Origin of the sequence: Pseudomonas sp. (genome assembly GCF_035554175.1) — a bacterium.
In the GTDB taxonomy this organism is placed as follows: domain Bacteria; phylum Pseudomonadota; class Gammaproteobacteria; order Pseudomonadales; family Pseudomonadaceae; genus Aquipseudomonas.
This window is the reverse complement of record NZ_DATMIV010000023.1, coordinates 96236-109634: the sequence shown is the minus strand read 5'-3', so window position 1 is coordinate 109634 and position 13399 is coordinate 96236. Positions and strand designations below refer to the sequence as shown.

The 13399-nt window shown below is 61.7% G+C and carries 11 protein-coding genes; 6 read left to right on the top strand and 5 right to left on the bottom strand.

Annotated features, from left to right (window positions below; genetic code table 11):
* Positions 1-76 precede the first annotated feature (76 nt).
* The 4 genes from VNV36_RS12875 to VNV36_RS12860 all read left to right on the top strand — a co-directional run bounded on the left by VNV36_RS12875 (position 77) and on the right by VNV36_RS12860 (position 4865).
* Positions 77-1348, top strand: coding sequence for an OmpP1/FadL family transporter (locus VNV36_RS12875; protein WP_325718089.1), 1272 nt, complete (start codon positions 77-79; stop codon positions 1346-1348).
* An 82-nt stretch (positions 1349-1430) separates the two neighbouring features.
* Positions 1431-2672: an MFS transporter gene (locus VNV36_RS12870; RefSeq protein ID WP_325718088.1), complete on the top strand. Its 1242-nt coding sequence runs from the start codon at positions 1431-1433 to the stop codon at positions 2670-2672.
* Positions 2656-3759 carry a DegT/DnrJ/EryC1/StrS family aminotransferase gene (locus tag VNV36_RS12865; protein WP_325718087.1) on the top strand — a complete coding sequence of 368 codons (1104 nt, stop codon included), beginning with the start codon at positions 2656-2658 and terminating at the stop codon, positions 3757-3759. Before VNV36_RS12870 ends, VNV36_RS12865 begins: the two co-directional genes overlap by 17 nt.
* Complete coding sequence (locus tag VNV36_RS12860; RefSeq protein WP_325718086.1) at positions 3756-4865, top strand: NAD(P)/FAD-dependent oxidoreductase; 1110 nt, start codon at positions 3756-3758, stop codon at positions 4863-4865. Before VNV36_RS12865 ends, VNV36_RS12860 begins: the two co-directional genes overlap by 4 nt.
* Before the next feature lie 20 nt (positions 4866-4885).
* Here VNV36_RS12860 and VNV36_RS12855 read toward each other — a convergent pair whose 3' ends face one another.
* Together VNV36_RS12855 and VNV36_RS12850 are read right to left on the bottom strand one after the other, a co-directional pair.
* On the bottom strand, positions 4886-5890 hold the full coding sequence (locus VNV36_RS12855; RefSeq protein WP_325718085.1) for an SDR family oxidoreductase: 1005 nt from the start codon (positions 5888-5890) through the stop codon (positions 4886-4888).
* Positions 5891-6008: 118 nt separating this feature from the next.
* Positions 6009-6935, bottom strand: a complete 927-nt coding sequence (locus VNV36_RS12850) for a LysR family transcriptional regulator (protein WP_325718084.1) — start codon at positions 6933-6935, stop codon at positions 6009-6011.
* 120 nt (positions 6936-7055) lie between these two features.
* On the opposite strand from VNV36_RS12850, the gene VNV36_RS12845 reads away from it, so the two are divergent.
* Complete coding sequence (locus VNV36_RS12845; protein ID WP_325718083.1) at positions 7056-7808, top strand: SDR family NAD(P)-dependent oxidoreductase; 753 nt, start codon at positions 7056-7058, stop codon at positions 7806-7808.
* A gap of 220 nt (positions 7809-8028) precedes the next feature.
* Positions 8029-8625: a trypsin-like peptidase domain-containing protein gene (locus tag VNV36_RS12840; RefSeq protein WP_325718082.1), complete on the top strand. Its 597-nt coding sequence runs from the start codon at positions 8029-8031 to the stop codon at positions 8623-8625.
* Here VNV36_RS12840 and VNV36_RS12835 read toward each other — a convergent pair whose 3' ends face one another.
* Genes VNV36_RS12835 through VNV36_RS12825 form a run of 3 tightly spaced genes read right to left on the bottom strand, consistent with a single transcriptional unit; the run spans position 8626 to position 13384 of the window.
* On the bottom strand, positions 8626-9813 hold the full coding sequence (locus tag VNV36_RS12835; RefSeq protein WP_414705514.1) for an HlyD family type I secretion periplasmic adaptor subunit: 1188 nt from the start codon (positions 9811-9813) through the stop codon (positions 8626-8628).
* Positions 9814-9818: 5 nt separating this feature from the next.
* The gene (locus VNV36_RS12830; RefSeq protein WP_325718081.1) at positions 9819-11981 is read right to left on the bottom strand and encodes a type I secretion system permease/ATPase; all 2163 of its coding nucleotides are present in this window, start codon (positions 11979-11981) and stop codon (positions 9819-9821) included.
* Positions 11978-13384: a TolC family outer membrane protein gene (locus tag VNV36_RS12825; RefSeq protein WP_325718080.1), complete on the bottom strand. Its 1407-nt coding sequence runs from the start codon at positions 13382-13384 to the stop codon at positions 11978-11980. Before VNV36_RS12825 ends, VNV36_RS12830 begins: the two co-directional genes overlap by 4 nt.
* Between the last annotated feature and the right edge of the window lie 15 nt (positions 13385-13399).

Sequence of the window (13399 nt, the reverse complement as noted above, 5' to 3'; positions counted from 1 at the left end):
CTGATATGGTCACTCGGATAACATGGCCGTCGCAGTTCAGCTATTCCATTTCCGAGACACCCACAGAGTCCAGACAATGAAAAAAACAACGCTCAAGCGCCCTGTAGGGTTGGCTGTCATTCTTGCGTCTTCCAATGCCTTCGCGGGCGGTTTCGCACTCAATGAGCAAAGCGTCAGCGGCATGGGTTCCGGTTTTGCCGGTCGTTCTTCATCTGCGGAGGATGCCAGTACCGTGTTCGGCAATCCGGCGGGCATGGCGCGGCTGAAAAGAGAGCAAGCCAGCGTCGGGCAGGCAACGCTGTTTGCGAAGTCCGATATCAGCCAGACCCGCAGTACGTTTGGCGGCAAGGAAGACGGTGACATGGTGCCGACCACCACGGTGCCGATGGGCTATTACGTCAAGCCGATCGACGAGCATTGGGCGTTCGGTGTCGGGTTCTACGTGCCGTTCGGCCTGATCACCGACTACGGCAGTGGTTTCGCCGGGCGCTACTACGCCAACAAAAGCGAAGTCACCACGCTGACGTTCCAGCCGACCATCAGCTATGCCTTCAACGACAAAGTGTCGATCGGCTTCGGCCCGACCATCAACCGCATCAGCGGCGAGCTATCGGGGATGGTCGCCAATCCGCTGAGTCCCGGGCGCAATGACGGCAAAGTCAAAAGCACCGGCGACGACACCGCGCTGGGCTTCAACGCCGGGATCATGGTCCAGGCCACCGAGCAGACCCGTCTGGGCCTGACCTATCACTCCAAGGTCAGTTACCACCTCGACGCGAAAAGCAAACTCAGCGATGGCATCTTCAATGTGCTCGGCGTCAGTGGCCGCAGCTATGACGCGTCGCTGGACGTCGACACCCCGGAGTCGGTGGACTTCTCGGTCACCCATCAACTGAACAACGACTGGACGCTGTATGCCGGCAGCACTTGGACGCGCTGGAGTCGCTTCAAGGAGCTGACGATCGAAAACAGCGGATTGCCGCCATTGCTCAGCGGCCAGTTGGGCACGATCAGCGAAGAGCAGAACTGGCATGACACCTGGGCTCATGCAATCGGTGCGGCATATCGGTTGAACAACCAATGGGTGCTGCGCGCCGGGTTCTCGGTTGATCAATCGCCCGCCAACAACACCAACCGTGGCCCGCGTATCCCCACGGGCGATCGACAGGTGTTCAGCCTCGGCGCCGGTTGGACCCCAGCGGAAAATGTCACGATCGACGTCGCCTATTCCTATCTCTGGGAAGAGAGCGTCGAGATCAACGACACCTCGGCAGGCAAGGGTTCCTACAGCGCCAAATACAAGAACAGCGCCAGCGGCCTCGGCACTTCCGTCAGCTATCGCTTCTGATTCGGCGCTGCAAACGGGCCGACCGGCAGCTGGCAACCGAGCGCGGCCAGGATGGATATATTTGCCTCAAGGAGGGGCACCGATGATTTCTATCAAAGAACGTTTATCCCCCTATAACGATGCGCTGCAAGTCCTGCCTTTTCGCAAGTTGCTTATCGGCCAGGGCCTGTCGATGGCCGGCGACGCCATCTGTCTGGCGGCGCTGCCCATAGCGCTGATACGGGACGGTTTTGGTGGTGATGTGTTTGGCTTCATCATGGCTGCAGTCGGAGCCGGAACCGTCATCGGGGCTTTGGCCGGGGGGATGCTGGCCGATCGCAAGTCGCCTCGACAGGTGCTCATCTACACCGATACGGCGCGAGGCATGGCGCAGCTTGCGGCCGTCGCGCTGCTTCTGACCGGTGCGTCATGGGGCTGGCTGGTGCTGGCCTATCTGATTTTCGGCATCGGCATCGGCGTTTCCCGGCCATGCGCTCAGGTGCTGCTGGTGAGCCTGCTGCCCAAAAAAGCGCTGGTGGCGGGCAACGGCGCGATGAACTTCATCGATAACCTGGTCGCCATTCTGTTCCCGGCGACGTTGGGCGTGTTCATCATCTTGTGGGATCCGGTCTGGGGGATACTGATCGATGGATTGACCTTCTTCGGCGCGGCGATCTACACCGCTCAGTTACCGAATGTCGGCCGTCATGAATCCGAAGAAGAGTTCTCCCTGCGCGAGGCGTTCAAGGGCATCACCGTGGTCACCCACAACGCCACGCTGGTGCTGGGGTTTGCGGCGACGCTGGTGGTGAACGTGCTGTGTTTTCCGATTTTTCTGGTCGTTGCACCCTACGCGATCAGTCTTCGTTTCAGCGAAGAAATGTGGGGATATTGCCTGGCAGCATCGGGGTTCGGCGCTTGTCTCGGTTCGGTTATCACCGTGCTGGCCTCGGGGCACGAACGCCTGGTGGGACTTGCGGTGGTATGCGGGTTGTTCCTGGCCGGAGCGATGGCGCTGCTCGGGCTGGGGACGGCGGCATGGATGGCTATTCTAGGGGCAACGTTCGTCGGTATCGTCGAAGCGTCCTGGCTCACCGGCTGGGCAACCGCCATGCAGACACTGTCGCCCGAAAAGGATCTGGGCAAAGTCGTGGCAGTGGATACCTTTGTTACCAGCGGTGTGCACCCCTTCATTTATCTGGGCAGCGGCGTAGTCGGCGGGATGATCGGCTACTCCCAGACACTTTCGTTGACTGCCGTCATCAGTGCGGTTGGCACACTGCTGATCGTCCTGACGTCCATCATGTTCATGCCAGGGAGTGCGCGTAATGATCAAGTGCAATAACGTACAGGAACAGGCTCAGGATCTCTCTGATGAGATCTTTGAGCGTTGGCGGGAGCTGTTGCAATCGGGCGAGTTCATTCTCGGCGATCAGGTTCTGGCATTCGAGTCATGGATGTCGGATCGCTGTGGCGGCGCGCACGCCGTTGCCCTCAATTCAGGCACGGATGCGCTGTTTCTGGCATTGCGCGCGCTCGATATCGGCCCCGGTGACGAGGTGATCACCTGCGCCAATACCTTCGTTGCCACTGTCGGAGCCATTGTTGCTGTCGGGGCCCGGCCGATCCTGGCAGATGTGGGTGACGATGAACTCTTGAGCGTCGAAACGATTGCGCCACTGGTGAATGATCGGACCAAAGCTGTCATTCCTGTCTATCTGCGCGGACGCCCTCTGGATATCGACGCAATCATCGACCTGTGCCGCTCGCGCGGGGTTGCCGTGATCGAGGATTGCGCCCAGGCGATCGGCACCACGATCGATGGCCGGCAAGTTGGAACTTGCGCTGATGCGTCAGCGTTTTCCATGCATCCTTTGAAGACGCTCGGTGGCCTGGGTGATGGCGGGATGCTGGTGACTCGCGATCCGAGAATTGCCGAGCATGCGCGGATTGCACGCAATCACGGCTTGGAGACCCGTAACGAATCGATCCGCTTCGGCATCAATTCCAGACTCGACTCGTTGCAGGCAGCGGCACTCAACATCAAAGCGAAGTATCTGGATCATTGGCTGAAGCGACGCGTGGAAATCGCTGCATTCTATGATGACGCCCTGTCGACAACCCGCACGGGCATCGACCTGGGGGGCGGCAGACCGGGAAATGCCTACTATCACTATGTCGTGCAATCCACGCGCCGTGACGAGCTGCAGACATATCTGGCAGAGCACGATGTGCAAGCAGCCATTCATTATCCGGTGCCCATTCATTGGCAGAAGGCATGGTTGAGCAGTCAGCCGCGCATCGTGTTGCCCACAACCGAACGTCTGTCCCGGCAAATGCTCACACTTCCTTGCCACCATCATTTGTCGGATGGCGACGTGGAAAAAATCGTCATGCTGATCAAGCAATTCGAACGCACGGTGGGGCGGTGAGCGTCGATATCGAATGTGTGGTGATTGGCGCAGGAGTGCTCGGGCTGGCTGTCGCCCGGGCGCTGGCTTTGAGCGGCCGTGAAGTGATTGTGGTGGAGGCGGGTGAGCGCATCGGAACGGGCATCAGTTCGCGCAATTCAGAAGTCATTCACGCCGGTATCTACTACCCCGCTGGCAGCTTGAAGGCGCAAATGTGCGTCGACGGCAGGCATCGCCTTTATGCCTTTTGTGAAGCGCACGCAGTAACGTGCCAGCGTCTGGGCAAACTTATCGTCGCAACCGAGGACGCGCAGTGCGGGGCATTGCAGCGGTTATGGCAGCAGGGACGGCGCAACGGCGTCAGCGACCTGCAACTGCTCAGCGCCCGGCAGGCGCTGGAACTGGAGCCTGAGTTGTCATGTGTCGCGGCACTCTGGTCGCCTTCCACCGCCATTGTCGATTCCCATGCCTTGATGCTTGCCCTTCAAGCAGACGCCGAGGCGGCGGGCACCTCGTTTGCCTTTAACACGCCGTTCGAATCGGCCTGTCGCCGCCCGCAAGGTTTCGAGTTGCAGATCGGCGGCGCGCAACCCATGAACGTCAGCTGTGGCGAGCTGATCAACTGTGCGGGCTTGTCTGCGCCACAGTTTGCGGGCCATATCGCTGGTCTGTCACCACGACATGTACCGCTGGCGAGGTTGTGCAAAGGCAGCTACTTCAGCTTCAGCGGTCGGCTACCCTTTCGCCATCTGATCTATCCCGCGCCCGAAGCCGCGGGTCTTGGCGTGCACATGACGCTTGACCTCGGGGGGCAGGCGCGATTCGGGCCGGATGTCGAGTGGATCGATCACGTTGATTACCGCGTGGATCCTCAGCGGGCCGAGGATTTCTATCAGGCGATTCGGCGCTATTGGCCCGGCCTGCCCGATGGCAGCCTGGAACCCGCCTATAGCGGCATCCGCCCGAAAATCAACGCCGTACACGAGCCGGCGGCGGACTTTGTCATCAGTGGCCCCTCGGAGCATGGAGTGCCGGGGCTGGTTAATCTGTTCGGCATCGAATCTCCGGGGTTGACGAGCTGTCTGGCAATCGTGGAGCGCGTCGTACGGGCGCTCGGGCAAAATTGACCAGCCTTTGTCCAGAAGGCTCACACGCTCAGTTCGATCAACTCACCACCGTCCTCCTGCAACCGTCGCAGAAACACCTGCGCCTCCAGCAACTGATACGGAAAATAAAGCCCCGGCCGAGTAGGTGGCTGCCCATCCAGCCCGATCAGTCGCTCCAGCAACATGGCCACACTCAGCCCCGTCAAAGCGGCAGCACCTGAGCGGTGTACCACGGCGTGGCGTGTGCGTAACGGATGCCCTTGGTGATCCGTGCCTTCGAGTTCGATCAGTATCTCCGTCGACATCGGCTGGCCCTGACGGCGGGTCGAGCTGACGCCGCTGGCAAGATTGAACTCAACGTTCGGGGCGTCGGTTGCGGCGGCCAGGCCAGTCACGTCGATGGAGGAAAAGCCGGCCCCCTGCAGGGGCGTGCCGTCCACGGCGCGAAAGCTCACTTTGGCGTCGTCGCCTTCACGCCACATGAATTCACCACCGCGCCGGGTCAGCGCGGCGGGCAGCATCTTGTTCAGGTGTTCGAAATCGGCGGCCACTGTCGGCCCGCCACCGTCCTGTTCGTCGACCAGGGCGTGGAGGCGAATTTCGTGCACGCGGGCAAATGCCTTGGCAACGTGCAGTGTGGCGACGGTGGTCGCACCGACCATCCATTCATAACCGAGAACGATGGGCGCTGCGTCGGGGCGTTGAATGAAGCTGGCGATTTGCGGAGCAATTTCGAAAACGCCGGATGAAATGCTCAGGTGCGGCACCCTGCGCTCTTGCGCCAAGCGCAGCCCGGCGAGGGCGTGGTCCATGTAAAAAAGCGCGATGGCGCTGACCGGGCGATCACCCAGGCCCAAGTCCTCGGCGCGAGTATCGATGGCGACACCCTGAGCGTTGCCGATTTGCTCAGCGGCTTGCTGCGCTTTGTCGAGGTCTCGTCCACCGATCAACAGCGGAACGTCGGGATGGGCCGCGCGCAATGCGCGAGCCGTCTGGTGGCCGATGGCGCCGGAGCCGCCCATGAACAGAATGGGATGAAGTGGCATGAATCCTCCTCATTATTTGCTGAATTGAAACGGGCTTTGGCTAGACACCCTAGCACGCACTCTGCAGATCGCCCGTGCGCTCGCCAAGCGCACCGACGAACGTTCACATGAGCGAGTATCAGCCGTGGCTCGGATCACAGCGCCACACGGGCTCGGACAGATGCTCTGCGAAAAAGTCGGACAGCGCCCTGATCTTCGCCGGCCGACTGCGTGCCGACGGCGTCATGAAATACAACCCGCCGCGAGTCATGTGCCACTCGGGCAACAATACCTCCAGTCGCCCGTCAGCCAGGTATTCGCTGGCAATGAACTCCGGCAATTCGGCTATGGCCAGGCCCTCCAGCAGCACCGGCAGCAGCGCGTCGGAGTTGGTCACCCGCAGCGGCCCCTTGGGCACCACATCTTCCTCAACGCCGCTGTGATGGGTGAAGCGCCAGACTTGCGTGCGCGCGCGGTAGGCGTAGCTGAGGCACGAGCGCGTTGCCAGATCACCCGGATGAGTGGGGCGACCGTGGGCTTCAAGGTAGCCGGGGGACGCCACCAGCAGTTGACTCACCGCACACAACCGGCGAGCGACCAGCGACGAGTCGGGGAGGGCAGCGATACGCAGTGCGGCATCGAAACCTTCGGCGATCAGGTCGACCGAGGCGTCATGCAAATGCAGATCAACGAACAGTTCCGGATACTGGCGCAGCAATTTCGGCAACAACGGCGCGACCCAGCGCAGCCCGAAGGCCATCGGCACCGCGAGCCGAACCTGCCCGCGTGGCTGCACCGAAAGATCCTGGGCTTCGCTCTCGACCTCTTCGGCCTGTCGATAAATGTCCCCGGCTCTGGCGGCCATGCTCGAACCGAATTCAGTCAGCGCCAATTGCCGCGAAGTGCGGTTGAACAGGCGACCGCCCAAACGTTCCTCCAGGCGCGCCACGGCACGCGACACAGTAGGTACCGATACGCCCATCACCCGCGCTGCGGAGGCGAACGAGCCTTCCTCCGCGACCTTGGCGAACATGGCCAATCCTTCAAAATCCGGCAGTTTGCTCATTTCAATTCTGCAACGATGAGTTTCAGACAATTCTATTTTGAAAGGTCGGGAGCGTCGATATGCTTTTTCCCAGATCCCGACCCAACCCGATTAGCACTTTCAACGTTCTGGAGAAATCTCATGACTGGCAAACTTCAAGGCAAAATCGCACTGGTCACCGGCGGCACCACCGGCATTGGCCTGGCCACCGCCAAACGCTTCGCCGAAGAAGGCGCTTACGTTTACATCACCGGCCGTCGTCAGGCGGAACTGGACGCCGCCGTTGCGCTGGTCGGCAACGCCACAGGTGTTCAGGTTGACTCGACGAAACTCGAACAACTCGACGCTTTATACGCGCAGATCGGCGCCGAGAAGGGCCGCCTCGACGTGCTCTTCGCCAACGCCGGCGGTGGCTCGATGTTGCCGCTGGGCGATATCACCGAGGCGCACTATGACGACACCTTCGAGCGCAACGTCAAAGGCGTGCTGTTCACCGTGCAGAAAGCTTTGCCGCTGCTGGCCAAAGGCGCTTCGGTAATTCTTACCGGTTCGACGGCGGGCAGTTCGGGCACGGCGGCGTTCAGCGTGTACTCCGCGTCGAAGGCTGCGGTCAGGGCTTTCGCCCGCAGCTGGATCGTTGATTTGAAAGACCGCAACGTGCGCGTCAACACCCTCAGCCCAGGCGCGACCAAAACCCCGGGTCTGGTTGATCTGGCCGGCCCGGACGCGGCCCAACAGCAGGGTTTGCTCGATTATCTGGCCTCGCAAGTGCCAATGGGCCGCGTCGGCGAGCCGGCGGAAATCGCCGCTGCTGCGCTGTTCCTCGCCTCGGACGATGCCAGCTTCGTCAATGGTATTGAGCTGTTCGTTGACGGTGGACAAGCGCAGATCTGACCTGCGAAAAGGGACGATGGCGGCCATCGTCCCATTCCAGTCGTTGGATCCAATCATTAATCAAATATATCGCTCACCGACCAGCGGTAGTCTAAGCCTATTGCTTAGGTGATGGCGCAATGACATATTGCAGCACCTTTCCTCACCTCATGATGTGCCGAAAATGCGCCCCCTCAAGTCACTTGTTGCAGCGTCGTTGCTGCTCAGCGGGTGCAATGGAATGCCAGTCGCTTTTGTTCAGGATCCTGTTCTAGACCAAGCCTTTATCGTTCACTCCGGCGCGCCTTTGCCCTACGTGCTGATGGGCTCGGCTGTGCAATGGAATGAAGATTTCGCCGTCACGGTGAAGCACATTCCGTATCTGTCAGGCACGGTTTTCCAGGGGCAGGCAGATGCGCAGTTCTTCCGCCACAAGGCCACTAGTGTGCCGGCGTGGCGCGGCTACAAGCCTGGCGAAGAACTGACCTCGGTGGGCTTCAACTCGCTGTACATGTCGGTCAAGGGCACCGGCCAGGCCTTGCCGGCCATGGTTCGCCTCGACGTCAAAGAGGGCAACGTGCTTTACGGCACCCACAATGGCGCACTGGCCAAGGGCATGTCCGGTGGCCCGGTGTTTTCCGCTGATGGCAAAGTGGTTGGCATCAACGTGGCGTTCCTCACCCGTGATGACGTCAGCCGCCTCAAGCGCCCGGACCTGCTTGATCAACCGCGCGTAAGCATTTTCCTGCCGTACGCGGAGATCAATCGCGAGTGGGCGCGCTATCAGGCAAGTATTACCCCGACGGCGCCGCCAGCGACCAAGCTGGCCAGTCGCTGATCAACGTTCGCGCAACGCTTCGCGGGCGCGGTTGAGCGGTTTGATCAGGTAGTCCAGCACGGTTTTTTCGCCGGTACGAATGTCCACCGTGGCGATCATTCCGGGCACGATGGCGAAGCGTTTGCCGGCCTTGTTGCGCAGTTCATCCGAGTAGGTGCGGATGAACACGCGGTAGTAGAAGATTTCCGGCTTGGCTTCGTCCTGGATAGTGTCCGGCGAGATCGTCACCACTTCGCCGTCGAGGCTGCCGTAGATCGAATAGTCATAGGCGGTGATTTTGACTTTCGCCGCTTGGCCCGGATGGATGAAGGCGATATCGCGCGGCGAGATACGCGTCTCGATCAGCAGTTGTTCATCGAGCGGTACGATCTGCATGACCTGGCCGTTGGGCGCAATGACGCCGCCAATCGTGCTGACCTCGATGTCTTTGACGATGCCGCGCACCGGCGAGCGCAGGGTCAGGCGCGACAGCGAATCGGTGCGGCCACGAATCACCGCTTCAAGCATCTGCGCTTCGGCGTTGGCCTTGGCCAGGTCTTCGCGGGCACGCACCATGTAGTCGGAGCGGGCTTCGGTGGCCTTGAGTTCCAGCTCCGAGCGCTGGCGAGTCAGACGCAGCACTTCGACCCGGCTCGACGCGCCGATCTTCGCCAGGTTTTCGGTGATCGCCAGTTCACTGCGCACCAGTTTCAGCGAGCTCTGAATACCGTCGAGGGTTTCCGCCAGACCTTTGCGGCGGGTCTGGTAGAGCTCGGTTTCGGCGCGGATCAAATCGGGAAACTCTTGCAGCGACGCGTCGAACGTCAGCGGCTTTTCGCTGACCTCGGCCTGCAGGCGATTGACGCTGGCCAGCGCCGCACGGTACTTGGCCGCGCTTTCGCCGACGTTGGACTGGTTCTTCACCGGGTCCAGTTGCGCGAGGATCTGGCCGCGTTCGACCAAGGCGCCTTCGGTGACATTGAGCTGCTCAAGAATGCCACCCTCCATCGACTGAATCACTTGCTCGCGAGAGCTGGGCACCACTTTGCCGGTGCCGGTCGAGACTTCGACAATCTCAAACCACGCCGCCCATGCGACGAAACAGGCGAGCATCAGCGCACAGCCCCAAATCACCCGCGCACCGCCGGCAATGGCACGCTCATCGCGCCCGTCGAGGTAGGACATCGGGTCCGCTATGTTGGTCGTCATCGCTCTCATACCGCCACTCCTTTGCCCGGTGCGCGCAACCGCGCGAGCGCTGCATCGCGATGGTCGTCAATCACGATGCGCCCGTTGTCGAGGACGATGATCCGCTCGACCAGTTGCAATACGCTGACCCGGTGCGTGGCGACCACCAGCGTGCGGCCCTGGGTCCAGGTCGCGAGTTTTTCCAGCAGCAAACGCTCGGTGACGTCATCGAGCGCTGCCGTCGGCTCGTCGAGCAACAGCACCTGCGGCTGGCGGATCAACAGTCGCGACAGCAACAGGCTCTGACGCTGACCACCGGACAGACCCAAACCACCTTCGAGCACCAGATGATCCATGCCTTTGGGCAACTGACGGACAAAATCCAGCGCACCAGTGACGTTCAACGCGGCAATGATTTCCTGATCGCTGGCCTGCCCGGCGCCGAGGGTGATGTTGTCGCGCAGGGTGCCGTGAAACAGCCGCGCCTGTTGTGACAGCAGGCCGACATCGCGGCGCAGGTCGGCCGGATCCAGGTGGGCGAGGGCGATGCCGTCCAGCGTGGTTTCCCCGCTGCTCAGATCCATCGCACCGCCCAGCGCCTGCAGCAACGTCGACTTGCCGGCGCCGTTGCGGCCGAGCAGGGCGATGCGCTCGCCGGGGCGAATGGTCAGGTCGATGCTGTTGAGCGCCGGGGCAGATTCTTCGCTGTAGCGGAAACTGGCCTGACGCAGGCGGTAGTCGCCGCGAATCGCCGGCAAGTGCACGCGCTGACTGCCTTCGGGGTGATCCACCGGCATTTGCATGATCCGGTTCAAGCCTTCGAGCGCGACCTTGGCCTGCTGCCACCGGGTGAGCACGTGGGTCAGTTGCGCCATCGGCCCCATCATCCGCGACGACAGAATCGACGCCGCGACCAGGCTGCCGGTGGTCAGGTCGCCGGCAATCACCATCGGCGCGCCGAATACGATCACCACCGCAAAGACCCCGCCTTGCACATTCTGCGTCCACGCCACCAGGCTGTTGGTCAGGGTGCGCAAACGCAGGCTGCTGTCCGCCGAGGCCGCGTTGTATTGGTTCCACTGTTGCTGGAAGCGCTGCTCGGCCTGCAGCGCCTTGATGTCGTCGAGGCCCTGTACGCTTTCCACCAGCATGGCGTTGCGCAGCGCCGCTTCGCGCATCGAGGCGTTGGCGAGTCGGGCCAGACGCGGTTGGGCGATGATCCCGGGGAGCAACATGAACACCAACGCCACCAGTGGAATCAACACCAGCGGCCCACCGATCAAATAGAACACCAGCAGAAACAGCAGAAAAAACGGCATGTCCGCCAGTGCCGTGGCGGTGCTGGAGGTGATCAGGTCGCGGATCTGCTCCAGTTCGCGCAGCTGCGAAATGAATGAACCGGTTGATTTCGGCCGGGCGCAATTGCGCAGGCGCAAAGCGTGGCCGAACACCAGATCGGAGACGCGCAGGTCGGCGCGCTTGCCCAGCACGTCGGTGATGCGCAGACGCAGAATGCGCATGACGAAATCGAACAGCAGCGCCAGCATCACGCCGCCAAACAACACATACAGGGTCGGCAGCGACTCGGCCGGGATCACCCGGTCATACACCTGCATCGAAAACAGTACCCCGGCCATGCCCAGCAGATTGGCTACCAACGATGCGATCATGACTTGGCTGTAAGGACGCAGGTCGGTGAGCACGATGCGCCTGAACCAGTGTTCGTCGTAGGGTTTGATGTAGTCGTTGGTGCGCACGTCGGCTACCGGTTGCGTCGGGCGCAGGATCACCGTGCGCGAGGCTTGCTCGGCGAGGGCCGACGCGTCCATGCGACTTTGCAGACCCTGATCGCCACTGAAGCAGATGCCCAGCTCGCCAGTCTCGCCAATGCTTTCAAGCACCCCGACCTGACCGTCGCGCAGTTGCACCACCAGCGGCGTGCGCCAGCGGCTCAGACTCTTGTTGTCGAACACCGCGAATTTGACGCTGAGTCCGGCCTGACGCGCCATGTGCCGAACCACTTCTTCGACCCGGCCTTCACTGTGCACCGAGGCCAGGCGCACGCTTTCCGGGGAGACGTCGAGGCGATAGTGCCGCGCGACTTTGAGCACCGCTTCCAGCCACGGCGAATAATCTTCTCGCGCCTCGGCAACCACGGGTTCAGGGATAGTGATGCTGGCATCGGTCATGGCAGGATCTCGACATTCTGGATGGCGCTGTGGTCGATGCCGAACACCCGGCGTATCGCACCGCTGTTGTAGAAGCAGTCGATCTGCAGGCGTTGCAGATCGGCCTCGGTGTTGACCAGATCGAAGCGCGACTGGTGGATTTCCTGCTCGGCGTTGAGCAAATCCAGCAGCGGCCGGGTGCCCAGTTCCAGGTACTGGCGGCCATACAACATTCGCGCCTCGGTGATGCTGCTCTGGCGAGATTCCAGCGAACGCAGCCGACGGTTCAGGCCCGACGTTTGCGCCTGGGCTTCAGCCAGACCCTGACGCGCTTGCAGGCGGGCAAAGTCTTCAGCCGAATCCGCTGCGGTCAGCGCATGGCCGGCGGCGCGGCTGCGCGCACTGATGGCGCCGCCCTGATAGATCGGCACTTCGAGGTTAAGGAAGATCCCGACCTGGGTGCGATCGGCCCTTGAGTTCTGCTCGTCGTAATTGTTGTCCAGGTATTGATTGACCGACGGTTGCAGCGACAGGGTCGGGTAGGCTTCGGCCTTGGCCTGAGCCAGTTCGGCCTGGGCCTGGGTGCGTTGCGCGGCGGCTTGCAGAACAGCGGGCAGGGCGTCGGAGATTCGCGAAGCGTCGCAGGCCTGACTGAGCGTTGGCGCAGAGGCAGCGCTGACCGCCGGCGGCGTGCGGCGTCCGAGCAGGCTGGTCAGGGTCGCCTGCCAACGCGCGTATTGCGCCTTGAATTCCTGCAACGTCGCCGTTGCGCCTTCGGCCCGTGACTGCGCCTGGACCATATCGGAACGAGTGCTGGCGCCCATGTCGCTGCGCTGCCTGGCCAAGTCGACGATGCCGCCGATGCCTTGAATCTGCTCGCGGGCGACCTCGAGCAGACGCTGATAGCGCTGCACTTCGATATAAGCCTTGGCGGTGTCGCGGGCGATGTCGTCGATGGCCAGCAAAATCCCGGCCTGACTGCGCGCCACCCGAGCGCGGGCAGCGTCGACGGAACTTGCGACCTTGCCGAAGTCATACAGCATCTGCTTGAGGGAAATGTTCACCGACTGGCTGCCGGCATCGCTGCCGTAACCGCTGGTATAGCCACCCTTGATGCCGCCGGTGACCTGCGGGTAATAGCCGGATTCGGCGACATTGACGCCTTCGCCTTGCTGAAAAAGAGTGCCGATGGCCTCGCCGATACGCGGGTGCCAGGCTACGGCCAGCCTGACCGCTTGTTCCAGACCCAGTGCATCCGTATCGGCGGAAACCTTGGCTGTAGCGGCGAGCCGCGAACGGCTGTCGTTGCCTGCCGGTTGTTGCAGTTGCGACGGGCTGATGCTGCGCAAGCTGCTGTCGAGGTTATCGTCGGCGCGAACGCCGACGGTGAAAGCGGGGTAGAGGCCGATGGTCAACAGGACCATCGGCCATTGCTTGCG

Bases quoted from the DNA above. Each gene is read 5' to 3' on its own strand.
- VNV36_RS12875 (WP_325718089.1), top strand. From the start codon at position 77: ATGAAAAAAACAACGCTCAAGCGCCCTGTAGGGTTGGCTGTCATTCTT.
- VNV36_RS12870 (WP_325718088.1), top strand. From the start codon at position 1,431: ATGATTTCTATCAAAGAACGTTTATCCCCCTATAACGATGCGCTGCAA.
- VNV36_RS12865 (WP_325718087.1), top strand. From the start codon at position 2,656: ATGATCAAGTGCAATAACGTACAGGAACAGGCTCAGGATCTCTCTGAT.
- VNV36_RS12855 (WP_325718085.1), bottom strand. From the start codon at position 5,890: ATGCCACTTCATCCCATTCTGTTCATGGGCGGCTCCGGCGCCATCGGC.
- VNV36_RS12850 (WP_325718084.1), bottom strand. From the start codon at position 6,935: ATGAGCAAACTGCCGGATTTTGAAGGATTGGCCATGTTCGCCAAGGTC.
- VNV36_RS12845 (WP_325718083.1), top strand. From the start codon at position 7,056: ATGACTGGCAAACTTCAAGGCAAAATCGCACTGGTCACCGGCGGCACC.
- VNV36_RS12840 (WP_325718082.1), top strand. From the start codon at position 8,029: ATGCCAGTCGCTTTTGTTCAGGATCCTGTTCTAGACCAAGCCTTTATC.
- VNV36_RS12835 (WP_414705514.1), bottom strand. From the start codon at position 9,813: ATGACGACCAACATAGCGGACCCGATGTCCTACCTCGACGGGCGCGAT.
- VNV36_RS12830 (WP_325718081.1), bottom strand. From the start codon at position 11,981: ATGACCGATGCCAGCATCACTATCCCTGAACCCGTGGTTGCCGAGGCG.
- VNV36_RS12825 (WP_325718080.1), bottom strand. From the start codon at position 13,384: ATGGTCCTGTTGACCATCGGCCTCTACCCCGCTTTCACCGTCGGCGTT.